Raw genomic sequence first — 16,465 nt, 5'->3', positions numbered from 1 at the left:
CTGCTTGATCAATAGAAGCCTTTTTGCCTGACCTTGGGATAATACTCAGTGTTAGTTCAAAAACCTCATGAGGTTCAGCTGTTCGGTCAGTTATTGTGATACTTTAGTGTCTGAATCCTTATTTTCTGCACAAAACGACTTTAAAAATGCCATATGCTAACAGAGTAAAATCGAGTTTTTTTCGTCCGATCATGAGAGTTGGTATTCGCAAGAAAGTTTTTTTGACCATTTTGGCAGCTAATCTGGTATTAGCTGGTGCTTTTCTACTGGCAAACTGGTGGTCGCTGAATCATAGCTTTTTGAGTTACCTGAATCGCATTGAGAACAGACACCTGTCTCCCGTCATCACAAATTTAAGAGAACATTTTCTGAGGGACGGGGATTGGAACGGACTGATAGTGTCCGATGATATCTGGAAAAACTTTGTACGTTCTTCCCTTGCCTTTAACGATCGTGAAAGAAACTTTCGACCTGAAAATGAAAAACCACCAGGGCCGAGGTATTTTGATTATGAACCGCCCTTTGATCCAGGAGTTCTACCCGACAAACCCATGCCACCGCCGGAGTTGTTCCGACGCCTGATACTGACGGATTCTAACAAACACATACTACATGGGCAGTTACCCGATGATGGCAGTAAGATTATCTGGTTACCGATTAGGGATGATGACCAGGTCATGGGATATCTTGGTGCTATTCAACGCAACACCATCAGTGATGATATGGATTTGCTGTTTATCAAACAACGAAATGCCCAGACTATCTGGATTCTGTTGGCTGCAGGGTTAGTGTCCTTTCTGTTTGCGGTACCGTTTGCAAATCGATTGTTAAAACCAATTGAAAATATCCAAAAAGCGACTCGTACACTGGCTGATGGTCGATTCGATGTATCCCTGAATACCGACCGTAACGATGAATTAGGCCACCTGGCGAGGGATTTTAATCGGCTTGCAAAAACACTCAGTCAAAATCTCAATGCCAGACAAAAATGGGTCGCTGACATTTCTCATGAATTGCGTACACCAATTGCATTATTACAGGCTGAATTGGAAGCAATGATTGATGGAGTGCGTAAAGTTGATGAAGCGTCGCTGATTTCCCTGAACGAAGAGATCATACGACTGTCATTTTTGATTAATGATCTTCATGAGTTATCAATGTCTGACGTCGGGGCTCTTACCTATAATATGCAGCGTTGCAATATGGTGGGTGTTCTGGAGGCAAATCTGGAAACCGTAGCGAATGGCATTCGTATTTCCCTTGAACTTCAATCTCAAGCTGCTCATTATGAGATTAACGGCGATGAACGAAGATTGTCACAGCTGGTTCGCAATCTGGTCAGCAATACCAATAAATATACCGATTGCCCTGGTACTTTGCTGGTCAGGGTCAGCAAGCAGGAGCACTTCGTTGTGATTGACTGGATGGACTCTAAGCCCGGTGTTCCAGAAGCGTCTCTGACGCATATTTTTGATCGTTTATACCGTGTCGACTCCTCACGGAATAGGGCAACGGGTGGCAGTGGGCTGGGGTTGTCCTTGGTAAAAAATATTGTAGAAGCCCACAATGGTAAAATTATGGCCAGACATTCGGAATATGGTGGCCTTTGGATACAGATTCAGTTTCCGGAGTACGGATTATGAATATTCTCATTGTTGAAGATGAAGTTAAATTGGCGGAAATCGAACGGGATTATCTGATTCAGTCTGGTTATGAAGTGTCGCTGTTGCATCGAGGGGATGAGGTGGCAGAATGGCTGCAGACCAATACCGCCGATCTGATCGTGTTGGATATTATGCTGCCAGGGCTCGATGGCATGGAAATATGTCGTGAAATCAGAAGAAAAGATGACAACATGGGAATTATCATGGCAACCGCAAGGGTCGATGAGATAGACCGTCTTTTGGGGTTGGAACTAGGAGCAGATGATTATCTGTGTAAACCATTTAGTCCAAGAGAACTGGTCGCCAGAGTGAAGGCTGTATTAAGACGCTATCGGCTTAACCGGAATAATCAGGATACTGAGAATGTGGATGATCTCACTCTGCTGGATCAGACCAACTGTGTAAAATATCGTGATCGAATAATTGAACTGACATCGGTGGAATTTCAATTGTTGAACGCATTGAAGCAGAAAGCAGGGAAGATCCTCTCCAGAGATCAGCTAATGAATTTGATGTATCAGGATAACCGCATTGTCAGTGATCGTACCATTGACAGCCATATTAAAAAGTTAAGAAAGAAAATTCAGGCACTCGATGATAGTCGAGAATTTGTCCGGTCTGTTTATGGTGCCGGTTATAAATACGAATAATTTAAAGAATGTCATCACATATCTGAACAGATATATTAACCCACAAATATTTATGTCGGGTTAGTAGTGATGCATGGACGCACCGAGATGTCGGACCACACCATTGGCCATAGCCAATGCGAGCCCCGATAAATCAAGCGGTCCGAGGATTCGGTGTTTCGCGCAACACCGCCAGATTTATTGAGGCGACGATTAAATAGATCAGGACGATCTATTTAGTTGCTGAATTAATAGGAACAGAATTGGTGTGAAAAAGTTCTGGCTTTGTTTCAAGATTATATTATGGCCGGTGATTATTATGACGGTCATGTATTTTGCCAATGCATCCACCGGGTTTCGATTGTTAAAATACGGTGTCGAACCACGGGTGCTCGACAGTCTTCCAAATATCTATCTCATGCCGTTTTTACATGGCAGTTTTCAACATCTCAGTAACAATCTGATCGGTTTTATCATTTTCAGTACGTTGTGCATACTGCGAGGTGTCAAGCTGTATTTGTGGAGCAGCTTTTTTATTATTACCGCCAGCGGTTTATTGGTCTGGTTATTTGGTCGCCCTGCAGTTCACATTGGTGCCAGTGGCTGGATATTTGGTCTATGGAGTCTGAGTATCATGCTGGCGTTATTTAACCGTAGCTTCGTCAATATCATCATTGCCCTGATTGTGGTGTTTTTATACGGCGGGATGATCTACGGAGTCTTACCAAATAATCCTTCAGTATCGTTTGAAGCACATCTGTTCGGTGCATTGGCCGGAGCCGTCGCAGCCTGGTTGAGCGTCGTTATTAGCAAGTCCAGACGCGGAAGGTAACGTCTGTTATTTGTGAAAAAAATTTCTGCGATGTCACAATCAGACGTTCCATTTCGTCATGTTCGGGTAACTAACCCATCACATCGAATGATGTGGCCTTTACAGGAAATCGAATATGAACGATCAGTCAAACCTCTCCCGCCCTTTGCACTATCATACTGAAATTGCTGATATTGTCGCCCGGATGGTCGAACTACAGCAGGTTATTGATAATCACATTCAGGATACGCCGCTGCGCCATCTGGCGGTACTTAGAGCGTCGCAGATCAATCGCTGCGGTTTTTGTGTCGGCATGCATAGCCGGGAAGCCAGAAAAGACGGCGAGAGTAATCAACGTCTCGATCATTTGATGGTCTGGGATCAGACTGCTGACTTTAGCGAGGCGGAGAAAGCGCTACTGGCGTGGGTTGAAGCTCTGACAACCATTCGGCAGGATACGGATTACTCTGCTTTGCGCGAAACCTTGAGAAATCACTATTCTGACCAGGAAATCTGTGCTTACAGTGCCGTGATCGGAATGATTAACTTCTGGAACCGTATGCAGATATCGGGACACTGATATGGATAAAGGTCAATTGTTTGAGCAGCATCGCAACCGTCTGAAAGGGCTTGCGTATCGTATGCTGGGGTCGTATGCCGATTCGGAAGATGCAGTACAGGATACTTTTATCCGCTGGTGTCGTGAGGATGTTAACCATATTGAAAATCCTGTCGCCTGGCTGACAACTGTATGCAGCCGGATCTGTATGGATATATTAAAAGCACCTCATAACAGCAGAGTTGACTATGTTGGCCCCTGGTTACCTGAGCCCATTCATACGGCTGAAGAACATACCATCGAGGAGGAAGTTACTCTGGCTTCCTCGTTATCCATGGCGTTTTTGTTGTTGCTGGAACGATTGACTCCAAAACAGCGTGCCGCATATTTGTTAAAGGAAGTGTTTAACCATTCCTACACAGATATTGCTGTCATCCTGGCAACCAGTGAAAGCACCTGTCGAAAACTGGTTTCCAGAGCCAATGCTGCTATCGGTCAGGACAACAACCGTTACCAAATGCCTCCTGAACGGCAGCAAATACTGCTTGAAGCGTTTCATCAGGCGATGAATGGTCAGCAGCTGGAGCATTTTACCCGGTTACTGGCAGAAGATGTGCAATTGACATCAGATGGTGGTGGCAAGGTTCTGGCTGCGTTACGGGTATTGTCCGGGCGTCAAAGAGTATTGGAATTTTTCGGCGCAATACAACGGCAGGGCTGGTGGCAACAGCTACAGTGGCAGTACGTGCCGATAAATGGCGCCAAAGGGATTTTAATGAAGCATCAGGGAAATATTATTAATACCGTAACTTTTGGAGTTAATGAACAGGGTCAGATCAACCGGATATTCATCGTTCGTAATCCCGATAAGTTATCTGCCGTACAGAATAGAGCATCACTTCATTAGTTGGATGAAACATCGAAAGTCATGAGTCCGGCAATCAAATATTGCCGGACTCGTAGAAACAGCCTGGTGTGAAATTTATGACGTGAGCGCTGTATTTGCATTGTGGCGTTCTTCATCTCTAAGAGTCAGAACTTCAAAACCGTCACGGGTTACTGCAATGGTGTGTTCCCATTGGGCTGATAATTTATTATCCCGGGTCACAACGACTGTCCAGCCATTGTTTTGAGTCAGCGAACGGGTTTTATAGGTGCCCTGGTTAATCATGGGTTCAATCGTAAAGGTCATACCCTCACGTAATTCAACATCGACACTGGGTTCGAAATAATGAAATACATGCGGATCTTCATGCATTTCACGGCCGATACCATGACCGGTGTAGTCACGTACGATGGCATACCCGCGGGGCTTGATAAATTTTTGAATGGCACGACCGATCTCACAAAGCCTGACGCCCGGGCGGACAACTTTAATACCTTCCCATAATGCCTGATAGGTCACATCAATTAATTCTTTAGCCTCAGCGCTGACCGTTCCCACACAGTACATTTTGCTGGAATCAGCGATGAAACCATTTTTTTCAAGGGTGATATCACAGTTGATAATATCGCCATCCTTGAGAATATCCTGAGCATCCGGCATGCCGTGGCAGATCACTTCATTAATGGATGTATTCAGAGTAAACGGAAAACCATACTGACCTTTGCTGGCGGGTCTGGCCTTGAGAGTATTAACAATGAAATCTTCTACTCTGGCATCGATATCCAGTGTTGAGATACCGGGACGAATAAAGTCATTCAACATTTCAAAAACCTGTGCCAGCAGCCGACCGGATTCCCGCATCAATTGCATTTCTGAATCATCTTTTAAATGAATCATGCTGACACCGCCTTTTGACTCAGGCTGTGTACGGAGATATTCGGATTTTCCATCAACATGGCCACCAGTTCGGTATATCCAAGGCTTGGATTAAACTCGGCCAGCATGCCAATTTTGATCCAGTGTTCGGCCTGAGCGTTGATGGAGCGCGACATGACTTTACTGCTCAGTCGCAACTCTTCATGCAATTCCTCAGATATCTTTAAAATACCCATTCAATTCTCTCTTCTGCTGGTGAATTCGATAAGCATATCGTATATAAATCATATATAAAACATATATTTCAAATGATAATTAATATCATTTATCTATGGCGAAGATAAATATAGTCAATTGGAACGTAGCGCTTTCAGGTCTTAGGATTAACCCACAAAACAAAGAATTGATTGGCGAGGAACAGCATGAAAACTCTGACATTTGCAATGACGCATTTCACCGTGGCTTTTACGGTGGCATATATTCTGTCCGGTAGTTTATTGGTGGGAGGTATCATCGCTTTGGTGGAACCGGCCGTTAATACCGTGGCGTATACCATTCACGAGCGAATCTGGGAAAACCTGCGACAGAAAAAGCAGCAGGCCAGTCACCATGAAGCAATTGCAGCCTGACAATGAGGAGCGAATATGTTCAGTGACAGCAGTTTGAGAAAAATGGATCCGGCCATGAGCCTGAGTCTGATTAACATGAAGCTCCGGGATCAGTTTTCATCGTTGGCAGAATTTATGAATTATTATGATTTATCAGCAGGGTTTATGGATGAATTACTTCAGATTAACGGCTGGCACTACGATGCTGACAATAATCAGCTTAAAGAAGACAGCTGACCATAATTTTTATTCATCTGATGGGGTTATTGAAGAGGAACAGACTACCTGGTTTCTGCCGGATTTCTTGGCTTTATAAAGCGATTGATCGGCTTTTAAAATAACGCCCTTCAGAGTCTCGGTTTCATCAGAGTTTGCGATACCAATACTGGCAGTTACTTTACCAATGTGTCCCAGATCGAGTGTCTCGATTACGTTGAGCAGTCTTTCAGCAAATCCGACAGCACTCGTTTGGTCAAGTCGTGTGGTAATGATCATAAACTCTTCTCCTCCCCAGCGACCCAGAACGTCTTCCGGACGGATGTGTTTGTTTATTGCGGCCGATACCCTGGCCAGTACTTCATCCCCAACCAAATGACCAAACTGATCGTTAATACGTTTGAAATGATCGATGTCGATCATAAAAATAGTATAAGGCAAGGGGTTTTTTCGCCAGGTAGAGCGTAGTTTATCCAGATTGAGTTCAAGACCACGCCGGTTGAAAATACCGGTCAATTCATCAACCAGGGCGAATTTTTCCATGGTTTTGGCCCGTATTTGTGCTTCATGAGTGGTTGCCCGAAGTTTAATAATGGACCACAGTACCACCACATAACAGAAATGGGCGATAGCAAGATTGGTGACCAAGGGCCACGTTTGTTCAAATCCAAGGTGATGACTCAAAGCGAGGTATTGGCCAATTAATAAAGAGAAATAAGAAATAGCGGAGGCAATCAATGCTTCCCGAATGCGCAAAAACAAAAATGCAATCACGTATATCAGTGGTAACCACTGCATCGCAGTGGCCGCAGAATAATAATTTTCGAAATTAATATCCTGAAAACTTCCCCAGATATTTAACAGAATCAAATAGACAGCGGCCACTGAAAATGCACCGGTCCTTACCACAATGTCCATGCGGTCACTAACATAACTCAAGCCAATCAGAAACAGCAGTGCGGCGATGCAGATCGGATAGCCAATGGCATCAAATTCAGTGATCAAACCTGCACCGATTTCGGTAATCCAGACTCCGACAAATACCAGACAACCAATGGCGATGATACGTCGGGTTATGGATATATCGAGAGTTGAATCCAGATCCAGTATGGAAAACTTTGGTGTCTTTTCTTCCATCAGATTATTTCTCAAAGCAATGCGATATGTCACTAAAAGCTACGATTGAACGGTATGGTTACCAGTGTCGTGAGCTTCACGATTTGAAACAGTTGTCAGGAAATTGCGATTTACTTCGTTATCAGCCCGACTCCTTGGTTTTTCCTTAATTACTGCAAGTTTAGGAACGATAGTAATAATCATAACTCAAGCAAAGATTAATAAAGGATCAAGTTATGAACTCAATAGTTAAGACAGTAATTATTATGGCTATGTCTGTTAGTACGGGCATGGGCATTGCTTCCATTTCAGCTGCTGAAACCAATTCTCATAATTGTGATTCCGGGAGCATGCGTCCACCACCAGCCATGATGGGTCAGAATTTCGAGTATATTTTCGGGCAACTGAATATCACTGAAGAACAGGGTAAACAAGTTCTGGATATTCTGAAACAACAGCGTGACACCATGCGTGAAACCATGCAGACAGCACGGCAGCAGGTTCAGGCTGGCCCGCCTACTGAAGATGAACGTAAGGCAATACAGGCAGCCATGAGAGAACAGTTGAGGGTGTCGCTTACGCCGGTTTTGAGCAATGAGCAGATCGAAGGTTTCCTTGACTATTTTGAAGCACATATGCCAGCAGGAAGACCTCATGGTCAGAAACCAGATCGTCCCGATACGAGTACTGACAGTGATACCGATGCTGACTTGAATAATTTATAACCATGTAGGATAAAACCATCAACTGGCCTTTTAGATCGTTTCCGTTGCTAATATGCAGTTAAGAAAATGCCAGCATGTATACATGGAAAAGATTAGCTCGAAAAACAGATTGTTTTAAAAACTAAAAAAACAGCCCGCACGGTTCGGCGGGCTGTTTTTGTCAGAAGCGGTTAAAACAAATACACGGCTCCTGGTTTATTAAGTGAATCGTTACTTTGATCGCCGTTAATACCTTTGGCTCCACTTTTTTCACCGCTGGAAACAATGGCCAGCACAGTAGCATCACTGTTCAGACTGACTGAGGAGCCAAATCTATCCCCTTGTCCTGTATGGCTGGCTCGCATAAATGCCTGTTGACTCCATTGTCCCCCAATATCGCGGATAAAAGTATAAACCGCACCTGAATCGGGTTTATCATCGACTGAAACATCTCCGTTTACGCCGGGAGCCCCTTTTGAGTTCAGGAGTGCGCCAATTTTCGGTGAGCAGCTTTAATGTAGACCTGCTGACTCCAGTTTCCGCTGGCATCTCGAACAAAGATATAAACAGCCCCTGAGCCTACCTTATCATTATTGCTCTGATCACCATCAACACCAACGGCATTGCTGCTTTCTCCGGGTGTGCCAACGACCAGGGTGTAAGCCATCTGAACTCAGACTCACATTGTTGCCAAAGTTATCATCTGTGTCGGTGTTACTGGCTTTTACATCCCCTATGGCTTTAACCATGGTGCTCTCGACAAACAGGAATCGGTACAGCTGATGTCATTACAGGCCTGCAGGATATATTCGCCTTTGGACGCGCATAGAGAGGCACCTCTAAGGTCATGTTTTCAACACCGGCGGCAATGTCCTGGCCGACCTGGGTGAAACCGGACAGACCGTCAGGATTCTCCAGTAGACGGTAATAAGTTGCAGCCTCCACATCGGTCCAGTCAAAACGGAACAACTTGATGCTTGGAATGTCAGAGTCATTTCCGGAACATCCAGGCTTGAGCGTGTTGGGTCTGTTGGAAGTACATCATCAGCGTCGATGTCACTGGCTACGCTGGAACTGTTAGCTGGATCATTACCGGCGGCAATTTCATCGTCATTGCTGAAACCATCATGCACCATGATGTTACGTGTTAAATGAGAATCGTCGATTAAGAGGAACCAGACAACCCTACAAATGTCGGGTTAAGATGATAGAGTTGGAGAGTCTTTGGAAATGGTCTGTTTTTGCGCTGTACATTGCCGGTTCCATCCGAAGTCAGTTCCTTCTTAATCTAAGCGGTGTCTCTAAAAGCAGCTGTTATTTTTCAGCGGTTGTTTGGATATATCACCGTTCGCTCCGCTTGGAGCATTCACACTGTTTTTTGTTATTGAGGCCATAGATGTATCGCCGTTACAGATACCGGCAATTGTTCCGAAGTCAGTATATTTTCAGGTTTTGTATGGCGCTGGTCTGTTGTTTGGGCGTACTGGTACTGACACCGGATTTGGTCCGGGCAGATACCGCCGCGCTGCCTGACCAGGGTTACAGCCCGTTACAACTCACCCAGACGGATGTACGCTACCCGCTGGCATCCCTTGCCCATTCTTCCGGATTTGCGCCTGTACTGGCAGACCAACGTCTGGAAAACGCGATGACGTATGCTGCATCTCAGCAAACCTATAGTCTGGAACCGGATTTCAAGCGACATGGCAGTTACTGGCTGTATACCGAAGTGACAAATGATACTGCAAACCGGAAGTGGGTCCTGCATGTCAGCAACTTCGGTTTTCTGCGTCCCAGAGTCCTTATCAACGGTCCTGATGGGCAGCGCATAAAGACTTTCCAACAGGACGATTCCGCAGATATCAATACCATAGGCCGAGCTGTTGAGGTCACCCTTGAGCCGGGAGAATCCTATTCCATGGTGATTGAACTGACGGCACAGGAGTATGGCTGGTATCCGTACATTGCCCTCATGAGTGAATCCCGTTACCAGGTTTGGAAAACTCAAATGGACTTCGCCTTCAAGCCTGCCATCGGCATTATTATAGGAATGGTTTTGCTGGGGTTCTTGTGTTGGTTGGTCATGGCGGATAACACTTTTTTCTGGGGTGCTTTTTCGTCGCTTGTCATGCTCTTTTATTACCTCGAGCACAGCAGCCTGCCGGAACTGTTCTGGCAGTATGATTATCAAAAGAACGCTCTGTTCTGGTTGTTGATTTCGGTGAACGTGTTGTCATTACTGGCGTTCGCTGCCAGTTTTTTGCAGATAAACCGACGTTCAGGATGGTGGTATCACGTATTCGTCAGTGTGGCCGTCATCAGTGTTCTGGTGTTGGTTGTAGGTTATTTTACCTCGTTCATCACCAAAAGCTTTCTGTATGCATTCAACTATACGCTGTTATGGACGGTAATCCTGAGTTCCGGAGTGGCCAAGGTCTGTTCTGAGGGACGTTACTATTTTATTTATATTTTCGGCTGGTTACCGATGGTGTTGTCCACCGCACAGGTTATTCTGTTTGTCCTGCTACCCGCCCGACCCGTTCAGGAAGTGATGCCATCTTATAAATTGATCTACGTCCTATATGTGCAGATTCTGCATATGATGATTCATGCCGTTGCTTTGATCATGCGGGTAAAGGTGATGAGGCAGAAGAAGATCGAGGCCGAATTCATCAGTCAGGCAAAGTCCCGTTTTATCGCTCAGAGCAGCCATGATCTGCGCCAGCCATTGCATACCATGCGTCTCTTTTTGCAATCATTGCAGCCATATGTTCGAAGTCCGGAGGCTCAGCCCATTTTTGCCGGACTGAATAAAACCCATCAGCAAATGAACGATTCCTTCAGTGCCATTATGGATTTAAGCAAGCTTGAAGCCGGGGTTATGAAAGCGGAAATCAAAGCAGTTTCACTGAAAGATGTTTTCTCCCGATTGCACAATGACTATCAATGGCTGGCAAAGGAAAAGAATCTGCGTTTTGCCATTCATCCATGTTCTCTGACTGTGTTGACTGATCCATTGCTGCTGGAGCGTATGCTGAGAAATCTGCTCTCCAATGCAATCAAATATACGAATGAGGGCCGTGTGGTGCTGGGTTGTCGGCGTCGTGCTCAGAGTGTCGCCATTCAGGTACTGGATACTGGCACAGGTATTTCTCATGAGGATCAGACACACATTTTTGATATTTATCAACGTTCAGCCGTAGAGCAGGATGGTGTGGATGGAGCAGGGATTGGTCTTTCGGTGGTGAAACATCTTTCTGTACTTATGGATCACCCGCTGGAGCTGAGTTCTGTGGTCGGTAGCGGAAGCATATTTACCGCTCTGGTTCCGCGAGCCACGCACGCTACCGAGGCTGAATCTCAGCCGCACAAGCGCTTGCCTCGTGTTGCGCGATTGACGCAATTGACCGACGAAGATGACAGCATCGGTGGCTGGTTGGGCAAACATAACGGTAGTGTTCAGAGTTTTTCTTCACTGGCAACGTTTTATCAATCGGACATGACCTTTGAACTATTGATTGGTGATGCTCAGTTGATGATGGATGAGTCATGGTCGATGGCGGCCAAAAACCGGCTGGCTGAACAATATGTGGTGGCCTGTGTTTGTGATTCGGGCACGGAGCTGCCCACAGGCTGGGTTGCATTATCGCAACCTGTGCTTCCAACTCAGTTACGGGCCCTGCTGAACTATGCTGAGCGTCGCTACCAGTCGCAATTGAACAATACAACACCATCGCCACAGGAAAATGTGGCCGGTCGGGTATCCAGTCATGGCGCTCAGTCCGTATTACCGATGACCCTGAGTGAATCAAAAACATGAGAATTAAAGTACTGATTGCAGAAGATCATGAACTTTATCGCGATGGTTTGCGGTTGTTATTGCAACAGCTTTTTGCTGACATTGAGGTTATAGAAGCCGGTGATTTTGCCAGTACGAAGTCGGCGCTGACCAGTCATCGGGACATCGCTCTGGTATTGCTGGATATTCATATGCCAGGCACCAGCGGGTTGAATGGACTCAAGGAAATTAAAGCCTGTTACCCGGTGCTGCCGGTGGTGGTGGTATCGACCGTTGATTATCAGGCGTCTATCCAGCAGATGCTGCAGCTGGGTGCCGATGGTTTTATTGCCAAAACCAGTTCCAAAGACACCATGCTCAGGGCGCTGAAGGATGTTCTGGCCGGAGAGCAGGTCATCATCAGAGATCGCGATGATCACCCGGCAATCGTCCTTTCTCCACGACAGGTCGATATACTGGCATTGCTGGCTCAGGGGTTGCCGAATAAAAAAATTGCCAATGCACTGAATATTTCCCCTACCACTGTCAGAGAGCATGTATCGGATCTGCTGAAAATATTTGACTGCGATAACCGTACTCAGGTGGTTTTACAGGCACGACAGATGGGGTTTATTCTAGACTGACGGGAAGGGGTTTTATTTCAGCTTACCGTAATCCAGCATCCACGCCCGTGGATTGTGCTCGAATCCCAGTGGCTGGTAATACTCACTGGCGGCGGGCGCAGCGAGCAGAATCAGCTTGCAGCTCGATTTCAATTGTTCCTGGGTCAGCCGGATCAGAGCTTTACCGATTCCCCGTTTCTGAAAGTTCCGGTGTACAGCCAAGTCAGACAAATAGCAGGCAAAATGAAAATCTGTCATCGAACGGGCGACGCCGACCAGAGTGTCGTCATGCCAGGCGGTGATGATCAGGTTGGTATTGTTCACCATACCTTCCATGCATTCTCGATCATTGATTGGACGCCGCTCGCCGAGGGATGTTTCACTTAACAGGGCGATAAACTGGTCAGCTGATATGGGGTGGTTACTACGATATTGAATGTCGCTCATATAATTCCGCTAATGTTACTGGCAGGTTTGCTCAATTAACCCGGTTTGCGTGTGTACCGGATCAGTTACCGTTGTGTAAGCCCATCGAATTCTGCAGTTCCCGGTCTGCACCACATTGCCAGCACATGTCGAAGCTGCCGGCATTATGCTCATGACAGCTGTGACATACCCACTCACTTGGTTTAACCATTGGTGGCTCAAGTTCCGCCAGAATTTTCCGGGCCCGTGGATACCATTCATCATCACTGATCCAGAGTTCCGGACAGGTATCCAGAAAGGATAATTCCCCCACGGCACCAGCCGAGTATTCATTGTGAATATTGCAGGGAATCCGAGCTGCTTCCAACAATTCCCTGGCCCTCTGCACCAGGAAAAGGTCTCGACTGGAAAAGACTTTTTTCATATTTAACACTCTTAACCAACATCCATCGTGACTCAGCATAGCATGTTGATTCAGAGTGCCAACAGCCCCTAATAGACATCTTCGCGGTAGCGACCTTCGGCCTTGAGGGCGGCAATACTGGTACCGATGGGACTGAGTGCCTGATCCAGTGTATTGGCCACCGCATGCGCCATCTATTTGCCTCCGCGTACCAGAATCTGTGCCCCTTTCTGTACCAGACTCTGCAACCTTTGGCAGTCGGCCATCAGCTTGTCCTGAACATAGTGAGAGGGTTCGAGACGAGAAAAAGCTGTACTCAGGTTGGTCAGCCGTTGATCTGCAAGATAGGTGTGTAAATCGTTCTGATACAGACAATCGACAATGATGGCTCCAGAAGCTCTGCGATGAATCTGTTCAACTTCGGGATACTGCTGTTGCACAACAGCGGCCAGCCGGGCGATAACGTCAATGTCGAATAAATTCCCAGAAGATTCTGTGTAATCTCATGAGAGTGCAGAAAAAAGATCGGTTTTTTGGTTAAATCACAATACTTCGATGGCGAATAGGCAAGTAATAATCCGGCATTCCAATGACTGTGTAGAAAGACTGCTAAACCCAGGCTCATCTGATATGGCTCAGTTCATGATGGTTATCTTGGTTATACTTTGTCGCATTCAATACCATGAACACCCGTTATGCAGACTGACTCTGCGTCCATCAATAAAAATGAGAGAGCCGCATGAAGCCTATTTTATGTTTTGGTGAACTACTGATTGATTTTCTGAATTTTCATACGACCGAAGAAGGTGGGTTCACCTTGCCGGAGTTTCGGCAGTATCCTGGAGGAGCGCCGGCAAATGTGGCGGCAGCGGTTGGCCGGTTGAGTGGCCCGGCGCGCTTTCTGGGTCAGGTCGGTGATGACCGGTTTGGGCACTTTCTGATTGCAGCGATGAAACAGATGGATGTGGATATGCAGTTCATTCATGTTCACCCGCAGGCCCATACCCCGCTGGCCTATGTTTTTCTGGACGACAGTGGTGACCGCAGCTTTGAATTCCTGCGTAAACATTCAGCCGACGTTCTCATGACCGAGGCGCAGTTGACGGATGCGGCTTTTGATCAGATTGGCATTTTTCATTTCTGCTCCAATACCCTGACCGATCCGAATATTGCCGCCACTACTCTGGCGGCGGTCAAAAAAGCCCGCCAGCAGCAGGCGATCATCAGTTTTGATGTGAACCTCCGCCATAACCTCTGGCCCGATACGCAGGTAAATGCAGAAGTCATCATCGACCTGTTGAAATGGGCAGATGTGATCAAGGTATCCAAAGAAGAAGCTGATTGGATTGTGGCACAGGGATTTCCCCTGGAGCAGTGGCTGCAGACGGCCACGGCTGTCTGGATTACAGACGGTGGTGGTGATATTGAAGTCATCACCCGCTCTGTGCGCACAAAAATTACGCCTCCGGCGGTCAAGGTGGTGGATACAACGGCCGGCGGCGATGCTTTCAGTGGCGGCCTGTTGATGGCGTTGAATCAGTTGGGTCTTGATCAACTGGATGAACAGAGTATCAGCCAGGTAACCCGTTTTGCCGCCGCCTGCGGTGGTGTTGCCGTCAGTCGGGCCGGGGCATTGCCTTCGCTGCCACAGATGGAAGACGTAAAAGCATTCTGGCAGTTTGGCGATTGTTAATCCGACAACCGTTCAGGTCAGGTTGATAACTTGTTTTTGACCGCAGGGCCGCGTAGTTTCACGCATGCTCTGGGTGTTGGGCGACAAAGACCGAATGACGCATGTCTGGCAGTCAATTTGCCGCTCGGGTAGTTTCTGACGGCAGGGAAATTACCCGCCTTATTTGATAAATCCAATAACAAAGGCTCTATCATGAATTTCTATAACAAAGAATTTTTAGAACAACATATCAAATCAATACTGGATTTTTATGAGCCCATCATCATTGATGAAAAAGGCGGTTACTTTCAAAACTTCTATGACAATGGCGAGCGTTTTAATGAAGGGTTCAAGCAATTGGTCAGCAGCACCCGCATCATTGTGAATTATGCGCTGGCCGGTCAGCTATTTGCTGATCGGGATTACCGGGAACGGGCTAAACATGGCCTGCATTTTCTGGAAAACCATCACTGGCTGGAAGATGAAAAAAAATACGTTTGGACGTTCAATAACGGCGAGCCGGATGATCTGACTCAACAGGCCTATGGTTATGCATTTGTATTGCTGGCTTATGCTGCGTTGAAAAAAGTCACCGTTATCCAGGATAAGGGGCCACTGGATTTCATTTATGAGCAGTTGGAGGAAAAATTCTGGCAGCCGGAATATGGCCTTTATGCCGATGAAATCAGCGCCGCCGGTGAACTCAGCGATTATCGTGGCCAAAATTCCAACATGCATATGTGTGAGGCCATGATTGCTGCATTCGAAGCCACCGGTGATCATAAATTCCTCAACCGGGCCAAAACTCTGGCCGGCAATATTGCTCAAAGACAGGCAACTTTGTCTGATGGTCTGATCTGGGAGCACTTTGATACCCGCTTCAACCTGGATTGGGAATATAACAAAGAGGATCCGAAGAACCTTTACCGGCCATGGGGATTCCAACCCGGTCATCAGACCGAATGGGCAAAACTGCTACTTCAATTACATCGACTGGCTCCGGAAGACTGGTTGTTGGAGAAAGCCCAGGAACTGTTTGACCGGGCCTGGCAGGCCGCCTGGGATGAGCAATATGGCGGTCTGATTTACGGCTTTGATCCGCAGGGTAAATGGTGTGACGACGACAAGTATTTCTGGGTTCAGGCAGAGAGTTTCGCTGCCGCTGCGATGTTGTATTCCGCTACCGGCAACGAGAAATACAAACAACAGTATGACCGTCTCTGGGAGTACTGCTGGGAGCATTTTGTTGATCACGAATACGGAGCCTGGTTCCGCATTCTGAGACGTGATAACAGTAAATATTCCAATGAGAAAAGTTCGGCCGGTGCCAAGTGTGATTACCATACTATCGGTGCCTGCCTGGAAGTACTGAAGGTATTGGCAGGGCAGTAATCGATACCATCGTTACGTTTTAATGACATAGCATGACTGGGCAAAAACGCGCCAGAGAATGTATAGTTCAGGCCACTGTTAATCCGGCATAAGTATTGGTCG

At 46.5% G+C, this 16,465-nt stretch carries 21 protein-coding genes; 12 read left to right on the top strand and 9 right to left on the bottom strand.

Annotated elements, in window-relative coordinates:
- The first annotated feature begins 221 nt into the window (after positions 1 to 221).
- From YC6258_RS02520 to sigJ, 5 genes are all read left to right on the top strand, one after another.
- Positions 222 to 1,643, top strand: coding sequence for an ATP-binding protein (locus tag YC6258_RS02520; RefSeq protein ID WP_169748919.1), 1,422 nt, complete (start codon positions 222 to 224; stop codon positions 1,641 to 1,643).
- On the top strand, positions 1,640 to 2,314 hold the full coding sequence (locus YC6258_RS02515) for a response regulator (protein WP_044615651.1): 675 nt from the start codon (positions 1,640 to 1,642) through the stop codon (positions 2,312 to 2,314). Before YC6258_RS02520 ends, YC6258_RS02515 begins: the two co-directional genes overlap by 4 nt.
- 298 nt (positions 2,315 to 2,612) lie before the next feature.
- Positions 2,613 to 3,125, top strand: a complete 513-nt coding sequence (locus tag YC6258_RS02510; RefSeq protein WP_044619666.1) for a rhomboid family intramembrane serine protease — start codon at positions 2,613 to 2,615, stop codon at positions 3,123 to 3,125.
- A gap of 115 nt (positions 3,126 to 3,240) precedes the next feature.
- Positions 3,241 to 3,684: a carboxymuconolactone decarboxylase family protein gene (locus YC6258_RS02505; protein WP_044615650.1), complete on the top strand. Its 444-nt coding sequence runs from the start codon at positions 3,241 to 3,243 to the stop codon at positions 3,682 to 3,684.
- Position 3,685: 1 nt separating this feature from the next.
- Positions 3,686 to 4,570, top strand: a complete 885-nt coding sequence (gene sigJ / locus YC6258_RS02500) for an RNA polymerase sigma factor SigJ (protein ID WP_044615649.1) — start codon at positions 3,686 to 3,688, stop codon at positions 4,568 to 4,570.
- A 75-nt stretch (positions 4,571 to 4,645) separates the two neighbouring features.
- Here the strand turns inward: sigJ and map are convergent, their stop codons facing one another.
- Complete coding sequence (map, locus tag YC6258_RS02495; RefSeq protein ID WP_044615648.1) at positions 4,646 to 5,446, bottom strand: type I methionyl aminopeptidase; 801 nt, start codon at positions 5,444 to 5,446, stop codon at positions 4,646 to 4,648.
- Positions 5,443 to 5,661: a ParD-like family protein gene (locus YC6258_RS02490; RefSeq protein WP_044615647.1), complete on the bottom strand. Its 219-nt coding sequence runs from the start codon at positions 5,659 to 5,661 to the stop codon at positions 5,443 to 5,445. The genes map and YC6258_RS02490 overlap by 4 nt, the downstream gene beginning before the upstream one ends.
- Before the next feature lie 186 nt (positions 5,662 to 5,847).
- Between YC6258_RS02490 and YC6258_RS02485 the strand changes: the two genes are divergently transcribed.
- Both YC6258_RS02485 and YC6258_RS02480 read left to right on the top strand, forming a co-directional pair.
- Positions 5,848 to 6,054, top strand: a complete 207-nt coding sequence (locus YC6258_RS02485; RefSeq protein WP_044615646.1) for a DUF2061 domain-containing protein — start codon at positions 5,848 to 5,850, stop codon at positions 6,052 to 6,054.
- A 15-nt stretch (positions 6,055 to 6,069) separates the two neighbouring features.
- Positions 6,070 to 6,270 carry a DUF4250 domain-containing protein gene (locus YC6258_RS02480; RefSeq protein ID WP_044615645.1) on the top strand — a complete coding sequence of 67 codons (201 nt, stop codon included), beginning with the start codon at positions 6,070 to 6,072 and terminating at the stop codon, positions 6,268 to 6,270.
- Between the two features lie 9 nt (positions 6,271 to 6,279).
- On the opposite strand, the gene YC6258_RS02475 is transcribed toward YC6258_RS02480, so the two are convergent.
- The gene (locus YC6258_RS02475; protein WP_144407534.1) at positions 6,280 to 7,386 is read right to left on the bottom strand and encodes a GGDEF domain-containing protein; all 1,107 of its coding nucleotides are present in this window, start codon (positions 7,384 to 7,386) and stop codon (positions 6,280 to 6,282) included.
- 215 nt (positions 7,387 to 7,601) lie between these two features.
- Between YC6258_RS02475 and YC6258_RS02470 the strand changes: the two genes are divergently transcribed.
- On the top strand, positions 7,602 to 8,090 hold the full coding sequence (locus YC6258_RS02470) for a hypothetical protein (protein WP_044615643.1): 489 nt from the start codon (positions 7,602 to 7,604) through the stop codon (positions 8,088 to 8,090).
- 170 nt (positions 8,091 to 8,260) lie between these two features.
- Here the strand turns inward: YC6258_RS02470 and YC6258_RS27915 are convergent, their stop codons facing one another.
- The 3 genes from YC6258_RS27915 to YC6258_RS26920 all read right to left on the bottom strand — a co-directional run bounded on the left by YC6258_RS27915 (position 8,261) and on the right by YC6258_RS26920 (position 9,205).
- Entirely contained in the window at positions 8,261 to 8,464 is a 204-nt protein-coding gene (locus YC6258_RS27915) for a hypothetical protein (RefSeq protein WP_281176362.1), read from the bottom strand.
- Positions 8,465 to 8,550: 86 nt separating this feature from the next.
- Positions 8,551 to 8,736 carry a hypothetical protein gene (locus YC6258_RS26925; RefSeq protein WP_052830009.1) on the bottom strand — a complete coding sequence of 62 codons (186 nt, stop codon included), beginning with the start codon at positions 8,734 to 8,736 and terminating at the stop codon, positions 8,551 to 8,553.
- Between the two features lie 178 nt (positions 8,737 to 8,914).
- Positions 8,915 to 9,205, bottom strand: coding sequence for a hypothetical protein (locus YC6258_RS26920; protein WP_052830008.1), 291 nt, complete (start codon positions 9,203 to 9,205; stop codon positions 8,915 to 8,917).
- A 320-nt stretch (positions 9,206 to 9,525) separates the two neighbouring features.
- On the opposite strand from YC6258_RS26920, the gene YC6258_RS26915 reads away from it, so the two are divergent.
- Both YC6258_RS26915 and YC6258_RS02450 read left to right on the top strand, forming a co-directional pair.
- Complete coding sequence (locus YC6258_RS26915; RefSeq protein ID WP_052830007.1) at positions 9,526 to 11,889, top strand: sensor histidine kinase; 2,364 nt, start codon at positions 9,526 to 9,528, stop codon at positions 11,887 to 11,889.
- Positions 11,886 to 12,491 carry a response regulator transcription factor gene (locus YC6258_RS02450; RefSeq protein WP_044615641.1) on the top strand — a complete coding sequence of 202 codons (606 nt, stop codon included), beginning with the start codon at positions 11,886 to 11,888 and terminating at the stop codon, positions 12,489 to 12,491. Before YC6258_RS26915 ends, YC6258_RS02450 begins: the two co-directional genes overlap by 4 nt.
- 12 nt (positions 12,492 to 12,503) lie before the next feature.
- Here YC6258_RS02450 and YC6258_RS02445 read toward each other — a convergent pair whose 3' ends face one another.
- From YC6258_RS02445 to YC6258_RS02435, 3 genes are all read right to left on the bottom strand, one after another.
- Positions 12,504 to 12,917, bottom strand: a complete 414-nt coding sequence (locus YC6258_RS02445; protein ID WP_044615640.1) for a GNAT family N-acetyltransferase — start codon at positions 12,915 to 12,917, stop codon at positions 12,504 to 12,506.
- A 61-nt stretch (positions 12,918 to 12,978) separates the two neighbouring features.
- Entirely contained in the window at positions 12,979 to 13,320 is a 342-nt protein-coding gene (locus tag YC6258_RS02440; protein WP_044615639.1) for a putative signal transducing protein, read from the bottom strand.
- Between the two features lie 173 nt (positions 13,321 to 13,493).
- Positions 13,494 to 13,739 carry a ferredoxin reductase domain-containing protein gene (locus YC6258_RS02435; protein WP_044615638.1) on the bottom strand — a complete coding sequence of 82 codons (246 nt, stop codon included), beginning with the start codon at positions 13,737 to 13,739 and terminating at the stop codon, positions 13,494 to 13,496.
- A 299-nt stretch (positions 13,740 to 14,038) separates the two neighbouring features.
- Here YC6258_RS02435 and YC6258_RS02430 point away from each other — a divergent pair, with 299 nt between their 5' ends.
- Both YC6258_RS02430 and YC6258_RS02425 read left to right on the top strand, forming a co-directional pair.
- On the top strand, positions 14,039 to 14,992 hold the full coding sequence (locus tag YC6258_RS02430) for a carbohydrate kinase family protein (protein WP_044615637.1): 954 nt from the start codon (positions 14,039 to 14,041) through the stop codon (positions 14,990 to 14,992).
- A gap of 192 nt (positions 14,993 to 15,184) precedes the next feature.
- Positions 15,185 to 16,363, top strand: coding sequence for an AGE family epimerase/isomerase (locus tag YC6258_RS02425; protein ID WP_044615636.1), 1,179 nt, complete (start codon positions 15,185 to 15,187; stop codon positions 16,361 to 16,363).
- Positions 16,364 to 16,465 lie beyond the last annotated feature (102 nt).

It is taken from the genome of Gynuella sunshinyii YC6258 (genome assembly GCF_000940805.1).
Lineage (GTDB): Bacteria > Pseudomonadota > Gammaproteobacteria > Pseudomonadales > Natronospirillaceae > Gynuella > Gynuella sunshinyii.
Note: the sequence above shows the minus strand (reverse complement) of the source record. Positions and strands in the feature narration are given on the sequence as shown.

What these genes read in the sequence shown, in the direction of transcription:
- YC6258_RS02430 (WP_044615637.1), top strand. Translation starts at nt 14,039, where the DNA reads ATGAAGCCTATTTTATGTTTTGGTGAACTACTGATTGATTTTCTGAAT.
- YC6258_RS02470 (WP_044615643.1), top strand. Translation starts at nt 7,602, where the DNA reads ATGAACTCAATAGTTAAGACAGTAATTATTATGGCTATGTCTGTTAGT.
- YC6258_RS02450 (WP_044615641.1), top strand. Translation starts at nt 11,886, where the DNA reads ATGAGAATTAAAGTACTGATTGCAGAAGATCATGAACTTTATCGCGAT.
- YC6258_RS02510 (WP_044619666.1), top strand. Translation starts at nt 2,613, where the DNA reads ATGACGGTCATGTATTTTGCCAATGCATCCACCGGGTTTCGATTGTTA.
- YC6258_RS26925 (WP_052830009.1), bottom strand. Translation starts at nt 8,736, where the DNA reads ATGGCTTACACCCTGGTCGTTGGCACACCCGGAGAAAGCAGCAATGCC.
- YC6258_RS02485 (WP_044615646.1), top strand. Translation starts at nt 5,848, where the DNA reads ATGAAAACTCTGACATTTGCAATGACGCATTTCACCGTGGCTTTTACG.
- YC6258_RS02515 (WP_044615651.1), top strand. Translation starts at nt 1,640, where the DNA reads ATGAATATTCTCATTGTTGAAGATGAAGTTAAATTGGCGGAAATCGAA.
- YC6258_RS02440 (WP_044615639.1), bottom strand. Translation starts at nt 13,320, where the DNA reads ATGAAAAAAGTCTTTTCCAGTCGAGACCTTTTCCTGGTGCAGAGGGCC.
- YC6258_RS02425 (WP_044615636.1), top strand. Translation starts at nt 15,185, where the DNA reads ATGAATTTCTATAACAAAGAATTTTTAGAACAACATATCAAATCAATA.
- YC6258_RS02445 (WP_044615640.1), bottom strand. Translation starts at nt 12,917, where the DNA reads ATGAGCGACATTCAATATCGTAGTAACCACCCCATATCAGCTGACCAG.
- YC6258_RS02505 (WP_044615650.1), top strand. Translation starts at nt 3,241, where the DNA reads ATGAACGATCAGTCAAACCTCTCCCGCCCTTTGCACTATCATACTGAA.
- YC6258_RS02490 (WP_044615647.1), bottom strand. Translation starts at nt 5,661, where the DNA reads ATGGGTATTTTAAAGATATCTGAGGAATTGCATGAAGAGTTGCGACTG.
- YC6258_RS26915 (WP_052830007.1), top strand. Translation starts at nt 9,526, where the DNA reads ATGGCGCTGGTCTGTTGTTTGGGCGTACTGGTACTGACACCGGATTTG.
- YC6258_RS26920 (WP_052830008.1), bottom strand. Translation starts at nt 9,205, where the DNA reads ATGGTGCATGATGGTTTCAGCAATGACGATGAAATTGCCGCCGGTAAT.
- YC6258_RS02475 (WP_144407534.1), bottom strand. Translation starts at nt 7,386, where the DNA reads ATGGAAGAAAAGACACCAAAGTTTTCCATACTGGATCTGGATTCAACT.
- map (WP_044615648.1), bottom strand. Translation starts at nt 5,446, where the DNA reads ATGATTCATTTAAAAGATGATTCAGAAATGCAATTGATGCGGGAATCC.
- YC6258_RS02480 (WP_044615645.1), top strand. Translation starts at nt 6,070, where the DNA reads ATGTTCAGTGACAGCAGTTTGAGAAAAATGGATCCGGCCATGAGCCTG.
- sigJ (WP_044615649.1), top strand. Translation starts at nt 3,686, where the DNA reads ATGGATAAAGGTCAATTGTTTGAGCAGCATCGCAACCGTCTGAAAGGG.